The organism is Haloarcula sp. CBA1115 (assembly GCF_000827835.1).
Classification (GTDB): domain Archaea; phylum Halobacteriota; class Halobacteria; order Halobacteriales; family Haloarculaceae; genus Haloarcula; species Haloarcula hispanica.
In genome coordinates, this window is the sequence record NZ_CP010529.1 from 2,739,706 (window position 1) to 2,761,178 (window position 21,473).

The window sequence follows — 21,473 nt, forward strand, 5'->3', positions numbered from 1 at the left end:
ACTGGACGGTGTCGGGGTTTGTAAATACGCAATAGATTTGCCGATTCAAAAGACTGATATGTACAGGGTCAAACTGTATCCGATATACGATGTATGACCTGACTGGATTCCAGCGGGACCTGCTGTACGTCATTGCAGGCCTTGACGAGCCCCACGGGTTAGCGATCAAGGAAGAACTCGAAAACTACTACGAGAGCGAAGTCAACCACGGCCGACTGTATCCGAACCTTGACACGCTCGTCGAAAAGGCGCTTATCGAGAAGGGCGAACGCGACCGCCGAACGAACTTTTACACGCTGACCAAGCGCGGCCAGCGCGAACTCGACGCCCGGAAAGAGTGGGAAGCGCAGTACGTTTCGGCATAGCCACGTTTTCGACGCCCGTCCGACAGACTCAACCCAGGTGCTGGCCAACCTCGCGCCATGCCGACGGTACTGGAAACCTATATCGAGAACCGCTGGATGGTCCAGCCCAACCACTCGAACCACCTGGGTTCGACTCACGGAGGGAACGTACTGAAATGGATGGACGAGCTCGGGGCGATGTCGGCGATGCGCTTTGCCGGCGAGACCTGTGTCACCGCGCGGATGGACCAAGTAAACTTCAAACAGCCGATACCTGTCGGTGACACGGCCCTCATTGAAGCGTTTGTCTACGACACTGGCGAAACGAGTGTCAAAGTCCGGCTCCAAGTTGCCCGAGAGAACCTCAGAACTGGTGAGACTGAGTCGACGGCAGAGTCGTACTCGGTGTACGTCGCAGTCGACGAGGACAGGAACCCGGTTCCCGTTCCCGACGTGACGGCCGAGACTGACCGCGGGGAACGACTGCGACAGCGCGCCCTCGACGGGGAAGCGAACCGCTGATACTGTCTGCTGTACTCACGCAATGGATATTGCCACCTCGGAGTGACGACGACCGTCAGAGAGACAGCCAACAGTACGACCTTTATTCCGCTCCGCTGCCAACCACGACTATGACACTGGATGTCGAGACGCCGGAACGGCCGGAACTGTCCACCGGCGTCGCTGCCGACGAGTACGACGACGCCGAAGTACAGGGCGACGAATACCGGCGCGAGGAGCTCGCCGCGGCCCTCGACGACGGCGCGTGGGCGGAGGCCTTCGAGGAGTGGGCCGCGGACGCGTCGCTCGATGCCGACCAGTGGGCCATCGTCACGGATCTAGGCCTCATCGAGGAGTTCGATTTCTTCTGGGACTCCTTCGCGGGCCGTGTCGGCTACCATGCCCCGGGCTTGCCCGAAGACTGGCGTGAACGGGAGATTCACCCGGACATCGACTCCTGGGGCACTGTCTCAGGTATCAACGCCGGACTGACCGAGTTCGGACAGGTCGTCTGTGAGGTGCTGGCCGACGAGTACATCGACTGGGAAGCGGAGGAAGTCGGTGCGGACGACCTCCCGGACTTTTGAGCGTCGTATCGTTTGCACTACCCGGGAGTCAGTGTCGGTACAGCACACCCACGGCGTCGGTTGCGAATCGCTTCGGACAGCCCGGTCAGGGACCGGCAGCCTGATAACGACCCACGCGCTTGCACCAGATATGGCTGAAATCGTCACCCCACGCAAACGCGAGTGTGAGCGGTGTGGGCGGGTCGACGAGTGGGACCCAGAACAACACAGTTGGCGCATCGTCACCGACGACGACACCAAGCAGTCCGGCGACCCGCACTGCCTCCACGAGTGGGACATCAACGGCACGTTCAATCCGCTAGCCGAGTGAGCGCGGTACCGCTGCTGTCGGTTTTTTCGCGAGCATGGACCACTGCTAGAACGCGGCCCGTCGACGAAATCCTGTAAAAATTCTCAGTTGGACCGAACAGTCGGCCTGACGGTGACTGACCGCTGGGACTCCGTTATGCGCCCGCTTCAGCCGCGTCCTCGGTCATCGGGGTGCGCGATTCACCGCTGGTCTCGTCGCCCTGCTGAATCGTTATCGGCTCCAGTTCGACGGTTGCGGCGGAGTCGTCCTCGCCGATGACCTGTCCTTCGGTCACCTCGGTCGTGCCGGTAAAGCCGGTCCGGTTCCCGTCGTTGGTCCCGATTGCTGTGAACTGGTACTGAGTCTCGGCACGGACGCTCACGTTCGTGTAGCCCTCGTCGGTCCCCCAGTCGTCGTATCCGGTAGTCGAGTAGGGAACGGTCATCTCGAAGTTCCCGTTCTGGTCGGTCTGGGTCCGCTGGCGGTAGACGAACGTCTTGTTCGTGGCCGGGTTACGCATCTCCACGGCGGTCCGCACTGTCGTGTTCGCCGGTCCAGTCCCTTCGACCGTCGCACCGGGGACGCGCTCGAATATCTTCGTCCAGGCCGAGTGCCGGTACTGCGAAGTGTCTGGGAACGCCTCGGTCTCACTGGACCCAACCAGGCGGTAGTGCTCCATCGCCGGAACCCGCTCGGGTGGAGCGCCACCGTACCCACCGAGTTGTGAGGTCGTGTCCTGTTCGACGTACTGACGGGCTTCCTCCATGCTCTGGAACTGGCGAACGATCTGTCCCTGCCGCTGGCCCTCCGGTTCCTCTTCGTTGGTCGGCGCACCACGGTACTGGCCTCCTTGGCGAGTCTCCTTGTTCTCCCAGTCGATGACAATCGGTTGCGGCTCCGCGGCACTGCCGTGGAACCGGTACAGCCGAGTGACCATCGTCTCGTAGTAGGCCTGCTGCTGGAACGTCACCTGCTGGACACCGCCGCCCCGAGACTGGACGTACATTCGACTGTAGAAGTCACTGGCCTGCACCCCGTCGACGAATGCCGATGGAGCGAAAAACTTGCCACGGTAGGGGTCGTTCCCGTTCGTCTCGACCATCCGCCAGTCGACGGCCACGTACCGCGTCTTCGCGTCATCCTCGTCTGTGCTGTCGAGGACATCGTTCGCCCGCGTTTCGTTCTGTGCAACTAGGAACGGGGCAGCCGTGTCCGTTCCCTGCTGGAAGGGGTTCGCATTCGGGACGCGCTCGGCCCTGGTAGTAATCCAGTGCCCGTAGTCCCACCACGACAGGACGCCGTACTGCCCTTCCTGATAGTCGAAGTCCTCTTGTTGCTCGTACGTACCGTAGTAATCGAGCGTCGCGTCGCCACCGGAGCCGTACGCGCCCTCCGCAGGCGTGTTCCCTTCCATCCACTGCAGGCTCTCGTCCCAGCCCTGGATACTTGGGCCGGGGCCGGTCTCGCCAGCCTCGACCGGCGACGTCGTACCGAAGGCGAACAGCGGGACGACGATGACGAGGAGTACCGCGAGAATTGTTATGACCTGATAGTATTCGATCCCGTCGTCGGCACTGAAATCGAACCAGAGTATAAACCGACCGACGACCATCCCTGACAGCACTGCGATTGGCGCAGCGATATAGTACGCGAACCGCTGCTGGGTGAACGTAGCAAGCAGAATGAACAGCGCCCAGACGACGACGAGTAGCTCTTCGGCGGGGGCGTCGTCGGAGAGGAGCTGCTTTCCGAGCAAAAACAGGCCACCGATCGCCGCAACGATGACAGCGAAGCCGTGTGCGTTAAACAGAACGCCGGCGTCCCGCAGTGGGGCCGCTTCGCCGACGGTGCTGGCCGTTTCGCTGATGGAGAATCCGATGACCCGCATTACGTTTCGCGTAAAGAATTCCCACAGAGTAGGGGTCAAGACGGCCATCAGGACAGCCCCGATAGCGAGAATCCCGAACACGGTCGCAGGGTACACGTACCGGCCGTACTCGCGCTGCTCCATGAATCGGGCCAGCCATGCCATGAACACGCAGCCGAGGCCAACGGCCAGTGCCAGTCCCGGCTGTAGCAGCGACTGAGAGGTCGCTGTGATTTCAAGGACGGTGATTCGAGACGCGCTCACTACAGCGGTAGTTATCATCGTGATTGCGCCCGCGATGGCCGTGTGTTCCGGGCTGCTGTCGTGAACATACTCCAGACACAACCGGAGCAGGAAGAAGACACCGAGAATCCCGAGAAGGAGTACACCCGGCGGCCAAACCCAGAGATACAGGGCAATCGCCACACCGGCCAGCATGGACCAACTGATGGTGTCCCGCAATGCATCGATATCTCGCTCAAGGAACTGCTCGTAGATCGGCTTGTCCCGCGCGGCGACGCTGACAGCCACCATGACTCCGAGGACACCGAGTACCTGAAAGAGCGCTTCAGCGACGTGGTGGTCGGAGAAACCGACGAGGCTCCGTTGCAGGAGCCACCCCGTCGAGAATGCCATCACAGTAACTGCAGTTACACCGCCGAGGCGGCCGCCGAGTCGCCGTCCGATGAGGTACGTCGGAATCGCAACGAGTGTTCCGAACACGGCTGGCGCGAACAGGACCGTCATCGCGACCGTCTGGTCGCTGGGTGAACCCAGACCGATAATCAGGGCCACTGTCGCGATGATCTGGTCGAACAGCGTCCCGAACTGCCCGTTACTGGTTCCGTATGGGAAATTCGTCCAGGGGTCGAACGGCATCGTCGAGGGCCAGTTCTGGACCACGTACTGCGTCGAACGGTAGTGGTACCAGGCGTCGTTCCCGCTGAAGAGCACCTCGCCGTCAACGATAAAGTTCTGCCAACTCCGGACACGATTCCACAGCATGAACCCGAGCAGTACCAGGAGGACCGGAACGTGGTACCAGCGCTCGGCCCACTCCAGGGCGGACTCGAGTTCGGGGTTGTCGTCAAGATAGCCCCGTGATTGACTCATTGCACGGAAAAACTGCCAAGGCGCGCATAAGCCTTTTGACCTCTGTGCGAGCGCAGGATGGAAACGCCTAACAGCACCGGTGGCACACCACCGACCATGCGAGTCTCGGTCGTGCTCTGTACGCACACGATGGAGCGGTACGACGACTGCCGGGCGGCGGCCGAGAGTGTCTTAGCCCAGACCTACGACGACGTGGAACTCGTACTGGTCTCGGATGGTAACCAAGAAGTGTACGAACAGTACGACTCTGACTACGGCGACCGGGACGCTGTCATGACTCACTGCAACGATGCAAACGTCGGACTGCTAGAGAGCCGGAACAACGGGGCCGGAGTCGCCACCGGTGACGTAGTCGCGTTCATCGACGACGACGCAATCGCCGATGAAGAGTGGGTCGCGGCGCTAGTCGATGCCTACGAACGACACGACGCCCTCGCGGTCGGCGGCCGAATGACGCCGGCGTGGGTCGCCGGCAAACCGAGCTTTCTCCCCGAGGAGTTCTACTGGCTCATCGGCGTCACCCACCGTGGCTTTGGCCCGAATGGCGACCCCGACGAACCCGGCGTCGTCCGCAACACCTTCGGCTCGAACATCTCCTTCGACCGGGACGTGTTCCTTGAACTGGGCGGCTTCGACGACGATATCGGCGGCCGCCAGGGCGAGAAGAACCTCCAGGGCGGGGAGACGGAACTCTGTGCGCGCTTGCGAACGGAATACGACGAGGGAGTGTACTACACCCCGGACGCGCTCGTCGCGCACAAGATATTCGACTACCGAACCGACCCCGGGTGGCTCGTCGACCGCGCGTTCTGGCAGGGGTACTCGAAGCGCGGCATGGAGGTGTTTGTACCGGAATCGACCGGCGAGGAGTCCGATTTCCTCAGCGACCTCCTGTTTCGGTTCCTCCCGTTACGTCTCCGTGGACTCGTCGAATCTCCGTCGCTCGGCGCAGTCCTGCAGCTGGTCTTCCTGTTTCTTCTCACCAGCAGTGTCGGCGTGGGATACCTTTACGGAATGTACGTCTGGAGATAGCACTGACCGGTCTACAGTACGACGTTACTCAACGTATCCAAGGTCCTGAAGTCGCTCTTGGACCTCTTCTGCCTGTTCGTTCCTTTTGACATGGGTATCAGTACCTGCTTCCGTCATCGATACACGTCCATCGGTGCTGGTAACGGTGTAGTCGTTGGTTGCGAGTCGGAGTGAAGCCGTATTGTGCCAGGGCGCAATTGTCAGCGTATACGACCTGGATTCTGATCGAATATCGATACCGTTCCACTCCTCGGGCGGATCTATGCCGGCTTGAGTAGCGATCATCGGCCCAATGTCGAGGAGACTACACCGATCTCCAGTAAGCGAAATATCGTTGCTGACAATGGGAACGGTGACCAGCTTATCGGCTGTTCGCCTGCGCTGTGGTTGATGATAGTAGTACCCCTCTTCCCCGAATTCATCGCCGTGATCTGAGGTGAATATGAACGTCGGATCACCATCGAGATCCATCAAAAGATCTTCAATGACGGTATCGACTCTTGAGAGGGCATTTTTATAGGCCGATGTAATCTCTTGGTGTTCGGAATCCTTGAGCGAGGACGGTGAAAACAAGGCTTTCCTATCGAGTGACCTCGAAATGGCGTCATCACCACGGCCATATGGCCGATGGCTACCCATTAAATGCACCCACATGAACCGAGGCCCAGTAGCTTCGTTGAACTGCTCTATTGCTTGCTCGACAACCGCTTTATCAGTCGGAAGATCGGACATTTTCGCATGTGGCGGAAAGAAGCGATGGTAGACTTTTCGAAGAAGATCAAACTGCCCGAGAATCTCCCGTCGGTTGCTGCCGCGATTGCCTGCATCAACGAAATTCTCGTACTTATCGAACCCCTGATTGAAATTGAACACTTCGTCAAGTTGTGGGCTCGGAGCTAGACCGATTGTCGTGTACCCGGCGTTCGACATGACTTCGGGTATTGTTGGTCCAGCTACAGCCGACTTCATCGTTGCCTGGTACTGACTAGACAGGAGGCCTGCTAGACTCGGCCTGGTGTAATGGCCGACTGTCGTTCCCGATTGTGTTGGGAATCCCGAAAGAAACTCCATCTCTTCGATGTAGTCATACCGGACCGAATCAGCTGTAATCAGCACGATATCGTTCATTTACTTGGGATTGACAGTCGGGCATTATATCCCTTTTTGAATCAGGTTTCGAAGTTTCAGGAACGGAGAGTATGAACGGCATATACGGCGCCACCGATAATATTGTTTATTACTCGGAGAATAAGCTGCATTACGACTCCGAACGTCAACGCGACACCGTCTCCGACTCCCACCGAAGTGAACAGATATAGATACGCGCTCTCACGCACCCCAAAGCCTTGGATTGATATCGGCAAAAAGAGGAAGAGTTCCACTAGTGGAATAAATACAAAAAAGTACACGAGTGGTATCTCAATCCCAAGCCCCAAGGCGACGACGTAGTTGCTGGCGATCAGTAAGACTCGGAACACGACCGAAAGTAAAAGTGCAATGACCACTGCTCGTTTGGCTTGACGATACTCGTACACTGCAGTGTACAATCTTTCAGCCCGGTTCCCGATGTCGAGCACTTGTATGTCAAAAATCGTTGTTTCTAGGACTGGACGTAACAGGTCAGTAAATAGCAATAGTGGTATCGTAATTATCCCGACCGCACAGCCGAGGAGTACCATATCTGCGATCCGAGTCGGAACTAGTTCGTAGCCAAATGCGACCGCAACCAAAACGATACACAAGATCGAGTAGAGGCCAGCAATCCGCTCAATCACGACAGAAGAAACTGATGCGGATCCGTCGTTTGTATCCGCATAGAGGTAGTACATCCGTGCAGTGTCTCCACCGATAATTGATGGGAGGAACGCATTGAAGAACTGGCCGATGTAGTAATAAACCCAAGCGGTGAGGAGCGTTAATTTTATACCTTTCACAGAAAGCAGAACTCGCCACTTCCAAGCGCTGAGGCCGACACCAAGAACACTTAGTCCAACAGCGATAATTAGTGTGACTGGCTCAAGCGTTTGGAGATGTTCAATGAGTGTGTCGAATCCGACTCTACTGATCACATACCAGAGTAGTATTACACTGATAGAAACGCGAAGCAAAGCCGAGAGGATGCTACGGATGTCTGTGTTTCTTCTTGACATACTAATACAGGGTGTCAGCTATAGGTCACTTGTTTTCCGCGCCACCGCCGATAACTACTTCCACACGGTAGGGGTCTCTCTCAATGTAGTGTAACTTTGTAATCATCTCCGCCAGAAATCCGAACATAATCAAAATAAGGCCAAATAGAACGAGTGCAACCGTTAGTACAAGTCGGGGAAGATTTGGCAGTAGCGGGACACCCAATACGTACTTCGAGAACACTGCATGAATCCCGATTAGCATCCCTATCCCAAACGAAACCAATCCGAACCCACCGAGGAAGTGAACCGGTCGGGTTGAGTACCGGTTCCAGAATACCTGAAACAAGAGGTCAACAAAGCCCCTTATGAGTCGTTTCGTGCCGTATTTTGAACTGCCCTCCGTCCGGGGGCGATGGTTAACTGGGATTTCTGTAATTCTGTAGCCCCGGTTGTACAATTTTGCCGGAATATACCGGTGACCCTCTCCATACAACTCTATTTCGTTAAGAGCATCTGACCGATATGCCTTCAGAGTACAACCGAAATCGTGGATATCTGGCCCAGTCCAGCGTGCCATCCGTGTCTGTATCGCGGATGGTATCGTCTTTGTCAACGGGTCGTTCCGGTCTCGCCGCCAGCCACTGACGCAATCATAGCTATCGGATTCGCTGTCCCCACTTATCAACATATTGAGGAGGTCCGGAATGTCTTGTGGGTCGTTCTGTCGATCAGCATCAAGAGTTACGATAAATTCGCCAGTTGCTTGTTTGATACCCGCGTTCAAGGCTGCACTTTGTCCAAAGTTGCGGGACAGTAATAATCCGAGAACGTTCTCATTGTGTTCTGCCAAGTCACGGATAACGCTCCTAGTACCATCGGTACTACCATCATCAACGATAACGATGTTATATGGCGAAAATGCCGGTTCGTCCTGGAATACTGACTGGATTTCCTCGATTAGTGGCTCGACATTATCCACTTCATTGTACGCTGGCAGTACAACGGAGGTTCGAACCTTGTCATGGTCTTCACCTGTGAATTCACTTGCGTTACCCCGTACGTCCTCTGTCGTCGCCATTATGTGATGCCGTGACTGTGATTCTTCAAGCAGGTTTATTAACAGTTGTCATTCACAGTACTGCCCACGATAGAAATCATATAGAGTCGTTGTATCGGTAGTTGTTAGTAATTGTCTTCTGGGGCTGGAGAAGACTCAGTAATCTCAGCACGAAGAACAAGTTATGATAACCATGTGCAGAGGGTACTCTCGTAAAATCGCACAGACTATTACAGTCAGTGGGTAATCAAGAAGAAATGCCCTCTAATCTGTGGAACAGAATCAGTAAGTCGGTCCGACGTGAGCCGGTTGTCCCGATCATTGCGCTCGCTGCGTTCCTGTTGATGTTCTTCGGTACCTGGCGACTGCGGCCGCATCTGACGTTTCCGGACGAAACCGGCGCTATCGAACTCGCTCTCAGGATGGGATACGAGCAGAACCCCTTCATCGATAACTTCCGGAAGGGTGGGAACCTTCACCTCTACCTTCTGGCGCTCTCTTTTGTCCCGGTGACGCTGTACTGGCTCGTGACCGGACAGTTCGGCGACATCATGTCGGGCGCAGCTAGCGTCGGCAGCTCGCCGAGCTGGGGTGTGTCGCCTGATCTTCTCACAGCCTTCTACGACGTGCTGTTCGCCGGTCGGCTAGTATCTGTCCTGTTCGGTGTTGGGACTGTTGTCGTCCTCTATTACCTCGGTAGAGAACTACTGGACCGCCGTGCCGGAATCCTTGCGTCCGTTTTTCTCACGACTTCTGTCGGGTATGTCCTCACCGCCCACTACGCAACTGAGGACGTCCCGATGACGTTCTTCCTCATGCTCGGGTTCCTGCTAACGGTTCGTGCGTTTCATTCGAGAGAGACCAGAACGCTGTTGGCTGCCGCACTGGTCGCTGGCCTGGCAGCGTCAACGAAAGCAACGGCCGGGCTCCTCGTTCTTCCGATCGCTATCGTCATCATCGAACGCCACTGGGACGGGTCGAGGACCGTTGGTGAGTTCGTCAAAGCGGTTTGGAGGTACCCGACGCTAACTATACTCAGCTACGTCACTACAACGCCATCGATATTCGTCCATCCGGGTTCATGGGCCGACGAGATATCTCGATATATCTACCGAAGTACGAGCGATTCTGTTGCGTACAATTGGTCGGACCCGGGGTGGCTCATCCAGCTCGCACACCTCGCCGAAGGGCAGGGAATCATGCTATTCCTGTTTTCTATACTGTCCGTACTGCTTGTCATCGCCTTCCTCTTGCGGGGTACCCTCGACAGTGCGGTTTGGCTGTTGCTCGTCTATGCCATCCCGTACTTCATCGTCATCACGCAAGGGAATATGACACAGTTCCCTCGGGTAATGCCGCTCTTCCCGATTCTCGCGGTCCTCGCTGGTATCGCTGGCTCGGAGTTGAGTCAGTTCTCCCATCCGGTCCGTCTAGCCGGGATCGGACTTCTAACGCTTGTCATTGTCTTTTCTGGCGTACACACGACCGTTGGTGTCGCAGATATTAACGAATCACGTCAGGAGGCCACGGCGTGGACACACGCCAACCTAGATAGCTCCGACACTGTTGACGTGTACTCGCAGCAAGTGTATCTCCCAGAATTTCCAGACGAGACAACTGTGAACCGATATGAAATCCACTCCACCTTCCCCCGAGAAAACTGGCAGCCAGGGCTTGAACGTCTGGACTGTAACGCGCCCGAGTACGTCGTGCTCTCCAGTTACCACTACTTCCGCTTTTTCAAGGATCCGTCCGTGTTCCCGGATGTGACTGAACGCATGTCGGCGCTGTTTGCCGAGGAAGACTACGAAATCGTCCGGACGTTCGGTCCGCCGGTGAACACCGAACTCAGCGCGGAGCGAAAGTTCAGAGACAGCGCCGGACTTTCGTCGTTCCCCGAGGACGGAAATCCGACTATCCTCGTGATGAAGCGGATAGACGATGAACCGACCTGTTAATGACAACTATATGTCCAGATCACTCCCCGGGACCCGTTCTCTCCACCCACGGACACTACAGGGTAGCCAGCGAATCACCCGTGACACTGGGCGAAAGTGGCATCTATGACTGACGAATCGCTCCAGAGCGTCTGCGTCGTGACCCATCCCCTCGCCGCTGCTGGCGAGAACGCCACACGAAGCCTACTCGACATCCTGTCGGCTGTGACATCAGTCGCGCTCGTGACGGCTGACCTGCCGGCTGATTCCGAGATTCGCGACCGGCACGAACTCGTTGAGCTCACGCGAAAAGGCGCGGGCGACTCCGTCGTCACCGCCGCCGTCCGGTTCCTGCTGAACCAACTCCGGATGTGTCGCGTTATTGCTGACCGTGACGAAGACGTAGTCCTTTTTTTCGGCGCAACGTCGTACCTGCTTCCCATTATCGCGGCTCGGTTGCTCGGTAAAACGGTTCTCGTCGAACCCCGCGGCGACGTGCCGCTGACGCTCCGGCTGAACTGGGAACAGCAGTTGCCGGACCCGGTGGCTGCCGGGCTCGCCGGTGCCGTCCGTGCACTCGAACGAGCCGGCTTCGCCGCGGCTCACGGGGTCATCACGTACACGCCCGAGATGGCCCGCCAACTGGACCTGCATCCGGAATCCCCGACCGTGTATCCGATGGGGGCGCGCTACGTCCGGACGGACGAATTTCGCGTCCAGCAGCCCTACGCCGACCGCGACCGCGTCGTTGGGTTCCTCGGACGGCTCGACGAAGAGAAGGGCATCCGGGAACTCGCTTCTGTCGCCGCGGAACTACCTGGTGACGTGACGTTCCGGTTCATCGGCGACGGTGACCTCCGTGAGTGGCTGGAAACCGAACTCGCGTCTGAAATCGAACGTGGCGCAGTCGAACTCACCGGCTGGGTTGATCACGACGACGTACCCGATCAACTCAACGATCTCTCGCTGCTCGTGTTGCCGTCACAGCCGACGGAGGGACTACCGACGACAATTCTGGAGGCGCTGGCCTGCGGAACGCCGGTACTGGCCTCGCCGGTTTCGGGCGTTCCAGACGTTGTCCGCGAGGGCGAAACCGGCTTCCTGCTCGATTCACGGGAGCCGGCGGCGCTTCGACAGACAATACTCGATATTCTGGACCGAGACGACCTCGACAGCATCAGCGAGAACGGACGCGATCGAATCGATACCGAGTACAGCTTTGAGGCGGCCTGCGAGCGGTACAGGTCGATACTTGTGGCGTGCAATCGGTAGGCGCTACACCATCTGTAACACGCGCTCTCTGATTTCGCGGTCCGTTGCCATGCCGAGACCGTACGCGACGACGCCGAGTGCGACTAAGCCACCAAGCTTCAAAAGCGTCGATGGCGGGAAGATGGTTGACGCCGCGTACACCACTGCGCCCATCATTAACGCTGTGACCGTCTGCCTTCCGAGCGCCCGCCAGTTTGCTGTCACAGTGATGAACCGCCGGAGATACGCGATCTGAATGACGAGCGCGATGCTGACTGTCGTTATTGTTGCCGCCGCTGCACCGAACGATCCGAGTTCCGGGACCAGTAACAGATTGAGTACAACGTTTGCAACGAGGGTCAGCGCTGCCGTCCGGAATACGAGATTCGGGTGGCCGATCCCCGTGAGCGTCCGCTGGATCAGGATTCTCGGGGCCTGCAACAACTTCTCCGCCATCAGGAGGATGAGGATTAACCCACCCGTGTCGAAGTCATAGACGAGTTGCATGAATGGATCGGCGAGTATCGCTACACCGACTACGGCGGGGATGACAAGCAGGAGACCATATGTGAAGCCTTCGCTTAGGGCCGTTTCAATGCGACTGTACTCATTGCGTGACGCCCACTCGCTGATAGATGGAAACACTGCCTGGCTTAGGGCTTGGCTAGCCATTACTGCGACTACACTGACCTTCCAAGAAGCCTCGTATACGGCAACAGCGGTCTTTGACGCGAAGTATGCCAACACGAGCGTGTCTGCCCAGTTGTATGCTAGGGAACTCACACTATTGAATGATGTATACTTCGAGAAACTCCAGAGGTCTCTGACAGTTTCCCAAGTTGGGATAGATAGCGTACTTGATAAGGCGAAGTAAAATATGACAAACTTCACGACAACTCCAATCAAGACACCATATAACAGAGCAAATATCTTCAACCCGGCTATGATTAGCGCGATACTTGTTACTATACGAATTACTTCACCAAAGAGTTCGATAAGAGAGCTAAGCGCCACTCGCCCTTCACCACGAAGGGCTGCTCCGGTAAGCCATCTCCCGGTACTGGAAATAATAAATACAATCAGTAAGGGTACGGCCGCCACACCAATGTATTCGTCTACATAGCCTTCAAGTACGAACAATCCGAGAGACATAATTACAATTGGAGCGAGTGTTATGAGGTATCCTGCAGTCAAGTACGACCCACGCTGTTGAGTTGTCGTTTCGCTGATTCGCTTCTCTATCCCTGTATCGACTCCAAGCCGCGCTCCGGTCATCAGCACGCTCGTGACCGCATCAAAGGTGAAAAAGATTCCAAGAACCGTTCCTCCGAGAGTTTGAGCAAAATATGCGGTTCCAACAAAACCAATTAGACTCAGTACGATATTACTGGCGTATATAACAACACTTGACCGGTCGATATCCATCGATATCTGTGGATTTCTTCCATATGTTTATTATTCTGTCCTTATTAAAACAACGAGGGTTCTTAGCGATGCTAGATGTTGTCACTCAACTCGACTCTCCAATTGTACCGTATTTAATTATCCAGGCCTGGACAGGGTGCCATTTCAAAACATTCATTCGACCACCAAATCAACACAGTACAGATGAGCTTCTCTGATTGGTTTTTTGATACAGTGGACCGCCTACAATCAGATCCTTCTCCAAAGAATCTCGAGATAGCACTCAGAAAGTTATGGGCCGGCTTGCTCGGGAGATTCGCTCCAAAGCAACAGGAAGGGCAGGTGGTTTGGGACGAAGACTGGGATATATTGGTCATCTTGGACGGATGCAGGGCTGATGCCATGGAAGAAATCATACAGGGAACTTCTTATCAATCTCTTTTTGCTGATAGCAAACTCGAGACGCGCTGGTCAGTCGGCGGTACCAGCTCTGAATGGATCAAAAAAACGTTTAATGAAAGACATTCAGCAGAGATCCAAGAAACCGCATATATCACAGGCAATCCATATACGGACCAGATACAATACGATGAGTTTTCAGAGTTCACTCATTTTGGGATCGCCAGTACGGAGTATGATATTCGGACGGTTTCGCCTCGGAAACTGACTGATCACGCGATTAACACTTGGAGAAAACGCGACGAGAAGGGCGTTGATAGAATGATTGTTCATTACATGCAACCACATGCACCCTTCCGGTCGCGACCAGAGTGGTTTCGTGAATTCAAGGGCACAAAGAAGTTCGGTAGCAAAGTCTGGTGGCGCCTCTGTGATGGCACCGTTTCGCACGATGACTTCTGGACTGCATATATTGACAACCTAGAGTGGATACTGGAAGAAGTTAGTATCCTCTCAACGTCTATTGATGGCTCCATCGCTCTAACCGCTGACCACGGCAATGCAAAAGGTGAATGCGGGGTATATGGCCACCCGAAAGGAGTTCCGGTCAGTGCTGTAAGAGAGGTCCCGTGGATTACACTAGACGGGATAGATACTGAGGAATATACCCCTGAGTATAATGTCTCTGATAGCGGCGGAGATGATCAAAAGCCTGCCCGTGAATCGCAACTTGAAGCCTTAGGTTATAAGTGATAATCATATCTGAATACACTCCATGGCTATCTGGCTAGTAGAGAGACGACAAGAATAACTGTTAATTCCCCCATCTCCCACCATCAGTATGCCGCGAGTTCTCATCGGACCGACCAAAACAGACATTCATAACAACGAATACGGGAAGAGTTACAATCTCCTGAATAACCTGTACGACGATAATTTTACTGTCGATATATACACGAGATCAGTTTCTGATACTCTTAGACCGGAAAACGTTACTGTGTATCCGCTTGGGGGCTCTAACAGGATCTCGTTCTATAGTTATTTGTATTATAGACTTTTAAGAGAACTTCGGGAGGGATCTGTTGATATATATCACCACATGAATCTCAGCTACAGGTGGTTCAATCCAATCCTCGTTTCAGAGCTTCATGACAATGTTCCTGTCGTCGTTGGACCGTGCCAAACAGGGCATGCCATCATGGCTGAGGAATTCAATCGGATGCTTTCTTCTTGGGTAGGGAGAAACCTTCCGAGGCCATTTACCGATCCACTTCACACAATTGTTGACGCGACTCGCGATGTAATCCTTGATCCACCTCGGATGGATTTGTTCAAGCGAACGCTTGACGCCGCAGACCGAATTGTGGTTGTCGATCAAGAAGCCTACGAGATGTATGCTGACCTCGTTGACGAATCGAAGCTCCGGACGATCCCGCTGGGCGTTGATCCGGACGTCTTCGAGTACAGTGAACCGGACGACTCACATGAACTCGTGGCCATCGGTAGCCTTCGGGAACGGAAAGGCTATGATATCTTGATCGAAGCACTTGATCAAATCCAGCAGGAATATCCCGAAGTCCAGCTCCACGTCTTTGGTGACGGGCCGCAAGAAGACGAATTGGTCGCTCAGGTCAAGCATCTCGATCTAGACGAAAACGTCACGTTCCACGGGTATGTTGACCAGTCTATTGTCCGAGAACACTTATCCCGAGCACGTGCCTTCGTCCACCCTTCTCGGTCAGAGGGCTTTTCCATGGTCCGTCTGGAAGCCATGTCGACCGGCTGTCCAGTGGTCGTTACCAATGTTTCTGGAGCAAACGAAATGGTCCGCGACGGGGAGGAGGGCTTTGTCGTTCCGACAGAGGAACCGGAACCAATCGCAGACGCCGTCACCACCTTGCTCTCCGATTACGAACTCACGAAACAGATATCCAGACAGGCACGAGACCGCGTCGAGGAGAAGTACGACTGGCGGAAAATCGCGGAGGAGTACCTCGACCTGTACCGTTCGCTGTCTGGCTAAGGTCGTACCGCCGTCTATCGCGTGCATCGAAAGGTCTTAAGCCGTCGACTGAGACGTTCAGGGTAGATATGGTCCTCGTAGTGCTGGGTATCGATGCACTCGACCCGGAACTAGTAGACTCGACGGCACATCCGAATTTGACGCTCGCTGACCACCACGCTATCGAGACGATCAGGAGCGTCGAGGGCGGCCCCAGCACGCACGAACTCTGGCCGACGATCATTACCGGGCTCAGGCCCCCGGAACACGGCATCACGCTTGACGACGGCGTTGCCTGGGAGAACCCCGTCCTCCGGTTCGGGAGTGCTGCCGCGGACTACCTTCTCCCGTCGGGGCTGCAGACGCGTCTCGGCGCGTGGCTACTGAACAACACCGAACAGGACGCGTTCCGGATCCCGGCGACCTACTACGAGGAGAACGGCCTGTCGACAGTGTTCGACGGCCGGGAGGCGGCTCCAATCGGCATCCCCAACTACGTCATCGACCCGGACACGGAGGACCGCGAACACAGCCTCCGGCGGAACCTCGGCGACCTCTTCGAGCGCGACCTCGAAGCGAAAGGCGGCCACTCGTCGACAGACCCGGCGCTGTTCTACGAGCAGTGCCTCGAAATGTCGATGGTTCGCCTCGCTCGCGCACGTCGGGCGCTCAGAGGTGGGCGACACGAACTGGTGTTTGCATACACGAGCGGGCTCGACCTCATCGGCCACGTTGCGTACGAACAACCGTCTCTACAGGACCGCGCCTATGAAGAACTCGACGAGTTCGTCGGCGAGGTTCGAGACGACCTCGGTGACAACGACGAGCTACTGCTCGTCAGCGACCACGGTCTGCAGGACGGCGTCCACACCGATGAGGCGATGGTTGCGGGGACCGACGCAGCCATGGTCGACGCAATCGAGAGTGTCGTCGACGTCCGGGCGGCTATCGAAGCCGAACTCGACGAAACAGACCACACGTCGACACCGCAGGTGACGGCGTCGGACGACGGCGACCGGTCGGGGGAGGAAGTCAAAGAGCACCTCGAAGATCTCGGGTATATGTAGCCATGTCGGGCGATCCAAACATCTTGCTGGTCATCCTCGACAGCGTCCGTGCACAGAACCTCAGCGCCTACGGCCACGTCAACGAGACGACGCCGTTTCTGGACTCGTTCGCCACAGAGCGGGCGACGCTGTACGAGCAGGCCCGAGCGCCTGGTGCGCGGAGCGTCACGAGCCACGCGAGCATTTTCTCCGGGTTGCACGTCGAAGAACACGGTATCGTCTCGGCGGGGCATCGGCTCGACCCGTCGGCGTCAGTCTTCGCACAGCTGCGAGAAGACGGGTACAGCACCGGCGTGTTCACCGAAAATGACTGGCTGACGGCCGTCGATGTCGGACTCCGGGACGGGTTTGACGAGATCGTCGGGGCGCGGAACGTCCCGTTCCCGGGCGCAGTCAACCCCCACGAGTTTGTCTCGAACGAGGGACGGGGACAGTACGCGGAGTTCGTCAGACTCGCGCTGACAGACGACGCGCCGCTCCGGTCGCTGGCAAACGGTGTGGCGACGAAACTCCAGTCCGATTACAAGCGGTTCCTCCCGGATAGCGTCAGAGCATCGACGCCGGCGGACGTCTACGTGGATTCGCTGCTGGACTGGAGCGACCGACAGGACGGGCCGTGGGCGGCGTGTCTCAACCTGATGGACGCCCACATTCCGTACGAACCGATGCCGGACTACGACCAGTGGGGGGGCTCGGAGGCGTCGTCGTTGCAGGCTTCCTTCGAGGACCAGAAGTGGGACTTCAACGGCGGACACCGCCCGTGGTGGCAGAAGAAGGCGGTCGAGTCGCTGTACGACGGGGGGATTCGCCAGATGGACGCGGAACTCGAACGGCTCGTTTCGTCGCTCGAACGGCGTGGTGAGCTTGATGACACGCTTCTCGTCATCACGAGCGATCACGGCGAGGGCTTCGGCGAACAGAGCGACGTTCGGCCGGGTGTCCGGGTCGCCGAACACGGCGTCGCGATTCACGACAGCGTACTCCACGTCCCGCTCATCGTGCGCTATCCGGGCCAGACCGAGTCTCATCGGGTCGACCGTCCCGCGTCGCTGGTCGAATTTCCGCGGGTCGTGAACCGGCTTCGGGCCGACGATCAACAGACTGCCGGCTTCTGTCCCGACGGACCGGTCCTCGCTACTGCGGTCGGCCTCGACGAGCCGCTGCAGGAACGCGCCGGTGCGTACGTCGGGGACCTGTCGCCGTGGACCGCCACGTCGCGAGCGGTGTTCAAAGACGACAGTGAGGGAGTTGTCAAGTACTGTACTAACCGCGACCGCGCCGCCACCGTCGTCAGCCGCGACGCCCAGACGTCGTACAAAGTGTCCGACGGCGGTGCGGAACACGTCGACAGCGCATTCGAATCGATAGAGGAACTCGACGTCAAGACGACGGGCGAGGACTTCGACGACCTCGACGACGGGACGTACCAGCGGCTGGAAGACCTCGGCTACGTCTGATGGGCCGTTTCGACGCTCTCGTACTCCCAGATCAGATCGAAGTACCGCTTCATCCCGGCGACGAACGACCCGTTGTCCGTAATCGCGGCCTGGCGCATGTGGTTGGGAACGTCCGGCTCCTCGACCAGTAGAATCGCCTCGCCGCTGTCGTAGTCCATGCTCGGGTCGACGAGCGTGCCGCGCCAGGGGAGTTTCTCCGTGCTGAACCGCAGGTCGACAGCGGGGAACTCCGCCGTCAGCCGCTCGACGATGTCAGCCTGGATGGCTGCCTTCTCCGGTGGGAGTTCGTCGGGATGCAGGAAGAGAACGCTGACTTCGACCCCACGGTCGAGTGTCTTGGCCAGTGCACGCTCGACGTTGTCGAGGTAGGCGAAGCTATTGGTGATAACCCGAAGCGTCTCGGCGGCGTCGTCGTATAGCCGTCTGGTCTCGCGTTCGCTCGGTTCACCCACGTCGACGACGTGGAACAGTTCGGCCGTCGGCGAGATGTCCTCGCTGGCGCGGTCGAACCGCGGTTCGTACTCGGCGAGGAACGCATCGCGGTAGGAGTCGATGTCGGCGGCGAACGATTCGTATGACTGTCTGTGGTTCTCGACCGCCCGGTCGAGGATTTCGCCGGGCGATTTCGGCTGGTATTCCTTGGGACGACCGGGAATCACCTTGATGAAGCCGCGGTCGGACAGCGCCTCCAGCACGCCGTAGACGCGGGCCTTCGGGATGCCGCTCGCTTCAGCGAGATTCGGGCCGTCGTCCGGCCGAGCGAGAGCAACTGTTCCAGCGCCGTCGCCTCGTATTCGGTCAGCCCGACCAGGTCGAACACGTCCGCAGGGTCGCTCATACACGCTCATGTGTGGCAGGGGATGTAAAACGCGTCGCCCATCGCCGGAACCTATTAGTGGGTGGCTGTGAGTAGTTACTCGCAGAGTGAGTAACATGACTGCGACATCCCAGACCGAAGAAGACGATCACCTGGCAGACATCGAAGACGGCTGTGGCTGCGCGGAGGTCTGGGAGCACATGAGCGAGCAACGCGACGACTGACACGGCTGTTATCAGTTGCTTCCGACTGTCGCCGCTTGCTTGCCGATGACTGCGGGAACTTAAAACAGAATCCGCACGCGGCCAGACCCGCATTTATTTGCCTTCGCGTGGATGACGTTGAATCAATGGCCGACCGAGACGACGTCTGTATACTGTTGCCGACATTCAACGAGGCTGAGACTATCGAGTCGGTCGTGTCCGGGTTCCGCGAGCAGGGCTTCGACGACGTCCTCGTCATCGACGGTGGGTCAACCGACGGGACACAGGACATCGCCGAATCGGCCGGCGCGCGGGTCGTCGAACAGTCCGGCTCGGGGAAGGGGCAGGCCGTCAGGGAGGCGGTGACGCGCCACATCGAGCAGCCGTACGTCCTGATGGCCGATGGGGACGCGACCTATCGGCCCGACGAGGCGGACAGGCTCCTCAAGCCGCTGTTGTCGGGTCAGGCTGCCCACGTCATCGGGAACCGGTTCGCGGATATGCAACCCGGCGCGATGACGAAGCTGAACCAGATCGGCAACCGCATCATCAACAGGGCCTTCGAAACGATTCACGGACGGGACCTCACCGACATCCTCTCGGGGTATCGAGCGTTCACGCGTCAGTCGTTCCAGCGGAGTTCGCTGACGGCGTCTGGCTTCGGTATCGAGACGGAGATGGCCGTCGAGTGTGTCAAACATAACGTCTCGACGGCGGTGGTGCCGATCACCTATCAGCCCCGACCAGACGAGTCCGACACGAACCTCCGTCCGTTCCGGGACGGCGCAACGATTATACTGACGCTGTACCAGATGGCGAAGACGAACAATCCGCTGTTTTACTTCGGAAGCGTGGGCCTCGGGAGCACCGTGGTCGGGTTCCTACTTGGAGCGTACGTGGCCTACGACTGGGTCGTCAACAGTATCTCACACGAGGTGATCGCCGTTGTCGGCTCGTTCGCCATTCTACTGGGGATTCAGCTCCTCATGTTCGGCGTCTTATCGGATATGCTCGTGGCGGTGAATCGCGAGCAGACGCGCCGGTTAGAGGACATCGCAGTCCAGCTCACACACGAGAGCCGTAGTCGGCCGGTGGATGTGTTCGACGACCAGCGGGTCGGCGACGCAGAGCACGGCAAGAAGGGCGACGCGGAAGACACCGGAGACAGCGACATAGAGACAGAGCCGGCGGTGTCCTCCCACAGTTCCGACGAGTAGCTCAGAACGGGACCAGCGCGCGTAGCTGGGAGAGAATACTGTTTCTGGTGGCTTCCCGTTTCCGTTCGAATATCGGATGAAGGTCGTTGAGTAGCTCCTGCTCGTTGTCGAACTCCGTGGCGGTCGTCTCCTCGAGCGCCTCGGCGACGGTCATCGAGTGGCCCGACGCGTCGAACGGGACCGCGATGTGGCCGGCGGCGTCCCGGACCTCCCTCGCCGTCGCGGGATACTCGATGTCCACGTCCGACAGGCGGGCGTCGAGTGCCGCGATACCGAACTCGATGACGTCTGGCTCGTCGCTGTTATCGGCTGGTGGCCGTACTCCCATTGGTAAAGCGATGGGGCCGGGGGATAGAAAAGTCTGCGTTGTCGGATCAGCTCTGGCAACCGGCCAGCCACTCCTCGGCCCAGTCCTCGATTTCGTCGAACACTGGACAGAGGGATTCGCCCTTGGGCGTGAGCTGGTAGTACGTCGCGACGGGGGCGTCCTCTTCGAGCCGCCGGTCGACGAAGTCCATCTCCTGGAGGTCGTCGAGGACCCGCGAGAGGGTTCGGGAGCTGGCGTCGGTGGCGCGCTTGAGTTCGTTGAACCGCTGTTCACCGTTCTGGAGTTCGTGGAGCACGACCAGCCGCCAGCGCGACCCGATCTGTTCCAGCGACTCGATGACGGCACACGGCCCGCTCTCTTCCTCCTCGTCCGCGGTGGTGAATACTTCAGATGACATCGGTGCTACCTGGTATCTCCCTTGTCCGGGAACGTACAAATAGGTTCGCATACGAACCAAGTAACGTAATGA

Annotated in this window: 19 protein-coding genes and 1 pseudogene; 12 read left to right on the top strand and 8 right to left on the bottom strand. The window is 57.4% G+C overall.

Features of this window, described 5'->3' with window-relative positions; genetic code table 11:
- The first annotated feature begins 89 nt into the window (after positions 1 to 89).
- The 4 genes from SG26_RS13755 (at position 90) to SG26_RS13770 (ending at position 1,742) form a co-directional block, all read left to right on the top strand.
- On the top strand, positions 90 to 365 hold the full coding sequence (locus tag SG26_RS13755) for a PadR family transcriptional regulator (protein ID WP_004515723.1): 276 nt from the start codon (positions 90 to 92) through the stop codon (positions 363 to 365).
- A gap of 57 nt (positions 366 to 422) precedes the next feature.
- Positions 423 to 866: an acyl-CoA thioesterase gene (locus SG26_RS13760; RefSeq protein ID WP_050037856.1), complete on the top strand. Its 444-nt coding sequence runs from the start codon at positions 423 to 425 to the stop codon at positions 864 to 866.
- A 110-nt stretch (positions 867 to 976) separates the two neighbouring features.
- Complete coding sequence (locus SG26_RS13765; RefSeq protein WP_014040079.1) at positions 977 to 1,432, top strand: hypothetical protein; 456 nt, start codon at positions 977 to 979, stop codon at positions 1,430 to 1,432.
- 130 nt (positions 1,433 to 1,562) lie between these two features.
- The gene (locus SG26_RS13770) at positions 1,563 to 1,742 is read left to right on the top strand and encodes an HEWD family protein (RefSeq protein ID WP_014040080.1); all 180 of its coding nucleotides are present in this window, start codon (positions 1,563 to 1,565) and stop codon (positions 1,740 to 1,742) included.
- A gap of 133 nt (positions 1,743 to 1,875) precedes the next feature.
- On the opposite strand, the gene SG26_RS13775 is transcribed toward SG26_RS13770, so the two are convergent.
- Positions 1,876 to 4,701, bottom strand: a complete 2,826-nt coding sequence (locus SG26_RS13775) for an oligosaccharyl transferase, archaeosortase A system-associated (protein WP_050037857.1) — start codon at positions 4,699 to 4,701, stop codon at positions 1,876 to 1,878.
- 96 nt (positions 4,702 to 4,797) lie between these two features.
- Here SG26_RS13775 and aglG point away from each other — a divergent pair, with 96 nt between their 5' ends.
- Positions 4,798 to 5,733 carry a glucosyl-dolichyl phosphate glucuronosyltransferase gene (gene aglG / locus SG26_RS13780; RefSeq protein ID WP_044951778.1) on the top strand — a complete coding sequence of 312 codons (936 nt, stop codon included), beginning with the start codon at positions 4,798 to 4,800 and terminating at the stop codon, positions 5,731 to 5,733.
- Positions 5,734 to 5,757: 24 nt separating this feature from the next.
- Here the strand turns inward: aglG and SG26_RS13785 are convergent, their stop codons facing one another.
- Genes SG26_RS13785 through SG26_RS13795 form a run of 3 tightly spaced genes read right to left on the bottom strand, consistent with a single transcriptional unit; the run spans position 5,758 to position 8,943 of the window.
- Complete coding sequence (locus tag SG26_RS13785) at positions 5,758 to 6,861, bottom strand: sulfatase-like hydrolase/transferase (RefSeq protein ID WP_014040083.1); 1,104 nt, start codon at positions 6,859 to 6,861, stop codon at positions 5,758 to 5,760.
- Between the two features lie 56 nt (positions 6,862 to 6,917).
- A complete protein-coding gene (locus tag SG26_RS13790; RefSeq protein ID WP_064287912.1) occupies positions 6,918 to 7,883 on the bottom strand; it encodes a lysylphosphatidylglycerol synthase transmembrane domain-containing protein in 966 nt (321 codons plus the stop codon).
- A gap of 25 nt (positions 7,884 to 7,908) precedes the next feature.
- Entirely contained in the window at positions 7,909 to 8,943 is a 1,035-nt protein-coding gene (locus SG26_RS13795) for a glycosyltransferase family 2 protein (protein WP_014040085.1), read from the bottom strand.
- A 236-nt stretch (positions 8,944 to 9,179) separates the two neighbouring features.
- Between SG26_RS13795 and SG26_RS13800 the strand changes: the two genes are divergently transcribed.
- Both SG26_RS13800 and SG26_RS13805 read left to right on the top strand, forming a co-directional pair.
- On the top strand, positions 9,180 to 10,880 hold the full coding sequence (locus SG26_RS13800) for a glycosyltransferase family 39 protein (protein ID WP_023843212.1): 1,701 nt from the start codon (positions 9,180 to 9,182) through the stop codon (positions 10,878 to 10,880).
- Between the two features lie 105 nt (positions 10,881 to 10,985).
- Positions 10,986 to 12,131, top strand: a complete 1,146-nt coding sequence (locus SG26_RS13805; protein WP_044951781.1) for a glycosyltransferase family 4 protein — start codon at positions 10,986 to 10,988, stop codon at positions 12,129 to 12,131.
- Between the two features lie 3 nt (positions 12,132 to 12,134).
- On the opposite strand, the gene SG26_RS13810 is transcribed toward SG26_RS13805, so the two are convergent.
- Positions 12,135 to 13,535 (bottom strand): flippase, encoded by a 1,401-nt coding sequence (locus SG26_RS13810; protein ID WP_023843213.1) that lies wholly within the window; start codon positions 13,533 to 13,535, stop codon positions 12,135 to 12,137.
- A gap of 183 nt (positions 13,536 to 13,718) precedes the next feature.
- On the opposite strand from SG26_RS13810, the gene SG26_RS13815 reads away from it, so the two are divergent.
- The 4 genes from SG26_RS13815 to SG26_RS13830 all read left to right on the top strand — a co-directional run bounded on the left by SG26_RS13815 (position 13,719) and on the right by SG26_RS13830 (position 18,439).
- Positions 13,719 to 14,666, top strand: a complete 948-nt coding sequence (locus SG26_RS13815) for a hypothetical protein (RefSeq protein ID WP_050037858.1) — start codon at positions 13,719 to 13,721, stop codon at positions 14,664 to 14,666.
- A gap of 88 nt (positions 14,667 to 14,754) precedes the next feature.
- On the top strand, positions 14,755 to 15,936 hold the full coding sequence (locus SG26_RS13820) for a glycosyltransferase family 4 protein (protein ID WP_044951784.1): 1,182 nt from the start codon (positions 14,755 to 14,757) through the stop codon (positions 15,934 to 15,936).
- Positions 15,937 to 16,004: 68 nt separating this feature from the next.
- The gene (locus SG26_RS13825; protein WP_014040090.1) at positions 16,005 to 16,982 is read left to right on the top strand and encodes an alkaline phosphatase family protein; all 978 of its coding nucleotides are present in this window, start codon (positions 16,005 to 16,007) and stop codon (positions 16,980 to 16,982) included.
- A 2-nt stretch (positions 16,983 to 16,984) separates the two neighbouring features.
- Positions 16,985 to 18,439 (top strand): sulfatase, encoded by a 1,455-nt coding sequence (locus SG26_RS13830; protein WP_023843215.1) that lies wholly within the window; start codon positions 16,985 to 16,987, stop codon positions 18,437 to 18,439.
- Here the strand turns inward: SG26_RS13830 and SG26_RS13835 are convergent.
- Positions 18,430 to 19,277 (bottom strand): annotated as a pseudogene (locus tag SG26_RS13835) (TrmB family transcriptional regulator). The gene SG26_RS13830 and the pseudogene SG26_RS13835 sit on opposite strands and share 10 nt — an antisense overlap.
- 328 nt (positions 19,278 to 19,605) lie before the next feature.
- Here SG26_RS13835 and aglJ point away from each other — a divergent pair.
- A complete protein-coding gene (gene aglJ / locus SG26_RS13840; RefSeq protein WP_014040093.1) occupies positions 19,606 to 20,676 on the top strand; it encodes an S-layer glycoprotein N-glycosyltransferase AglJ in 1,071 nt (356 codons plus the stop codon).
- Position 20,677: 1 nt separating this feature from the next.
- Here the strand turns inward: aglJ and SG26_RS13845 are convergent, their stop codons facing one another.
- Positions 20,678 to 21,004: a hypothetical protein gene (locus SG26_RS13845; RefSeq protein WP_008309691.1), complete on the bottom strand. Its 327-nt coding sequence runs from the start codon at positions 21,002 to 21,004 to the stop codon at positions 20,678 to 20,680.
- Between the two features lie 46 nt (positions 21,005 to 21,050).
- Positions 21,051 to 21,401: a helix-turn-helix domain-containing protein gene (locus SG26_RS13850; RefSeq protein ID WP_014040094.1), complete on the bottom strand. Its 351-nt coding sequence runs from the start codon at positions 21,399 to 21,401 to the stop codon at positions 21,051 to 21,053.
- Positions 21,402 to 21,473: the final 72 nt, after the last annotated feature.

Coding starts and splice junctions, on each gene's coding strand:
- SG26_RS13810 (WP_023843213.1), bottom strand. CDS start 13,535: ATGGATATCGACCGGTCAAGTGTTGTTATATACGCCAGTAATATCGTA.
- SG26_RS13845 (WP_008309691.1), bottom strand. CDS start 21,004: ATGGGAGTACGGCCACCAGCCGATAACAGCGACGAGCCAGACGTCATC.
- aglG (WP_044951778.1), top strand. CDS start 4,798: ATGCGAGTCTCGGTCGTGCTCTGTACGCACACGATGGAGCGGTACGAC.
- SG26_RS13770 (WP_014040080.1), top strand. CDS start 1,563: ATGGCTGAAATCGTCACCCCACGCAAACGCGAGTGTGAGCGGTGTGGG.
- SG26_RS13795 (WP_014040085.1), bottom strand. CDS start 8,943: ATGGCGACGACAGAGGACGTACGGGGTAACGCAAGTGAATTCACAGGT.
- SG26_RS13820 (WP_044951784.1), top strand. CDS start 14,755: ATGCCGCGAGTTCTCATCGGACCGACCAAAACAGACATTCATAACAAC.
- SG26_RS13830 (WP_023843215.1), top strand. CDS start 16,985: ATGTCGGGCGATCCAAACATCTTGCTGGTCATCCTCGACAGCGTCCGT.
- SG26_RS13790 (WP_064287912.1), bottom strand. CDS start 7,883: ATGTCAAGAAGAAACACAGACATCCGTAGCATCCTCTCGGCTTTGCTT.
- SG26_RS13800 (WP_023843212.1), top strand. CDS start 9,180: ATGCCCTCTAATCTGTGGAACAGAATCAGTAAGTCGGTCCGACGTGAG.
- SG26_RS13825 (WP_014040090.1), top strand. CDS start 16,005: ATGGTCCTCGTAGTGCTGGGTATCGATGCACTCGACCCGGAACTAGTA.
- SG26_RS13785 (WP_014040083.1), bottom strand. CDS start 6,861: ATGAACGATATCGTGCTGATTACAGCTGATTCGGTCCGGTATGACTAC.
- SG26_RS13805 (WP_044951781.1), top strand. CDS start 10,986: ATGACTGACGAATCGCTCCAGAGCGTCTGCGTCGTGACCCATCCCCTC.
- SG26_RS13850 (WP_014040094.1), bottom strand. CDS start 21,401: ATGTCATCTGAAGTATTCACCACCGCGGACGAGGAGGAAGAGAGCGGG.
- aglJ (WP_014040093.1), top strand. CDS start 19,606: ATGGCCGACCGAGACGACGTCTGTATACTGTTGCCGACATTCAACGAG.
- SG26_RS13760 (WP_050037856.1), top strand. CDS start 423: ATGCCGACGGTACTGGAAACCTATATCGAGAACCGCTGGATGGTCCAG.
- SG26_RS13775 (WP_050037857.1), bottom strand. CDS start 4,701: ATGAGTCAATCACGGGGCTATCTTGACGACAACCCCGAACTCGAGTCC.
- SG26_RS13755 (WP_004515723.1), top strand. CDS start 90: ATGTATGACCTGACTGGATTCCAGCGGGACCTGCTGTACGTCATTGCA.
- SG26_RS13765 (WP_014040079.1), top strand. CDS start 977: ATGACACTGGATGTCGAGACGCCGGAACGGCCGGAACTGTCCACCGGC.
- SG26_RS13815 (WP_050037858.1), top strand. CDS start 13,719: ATGAGCTTCTCTGATTGGTTTTTTGATACAGTGGACCGCCTACAATCA.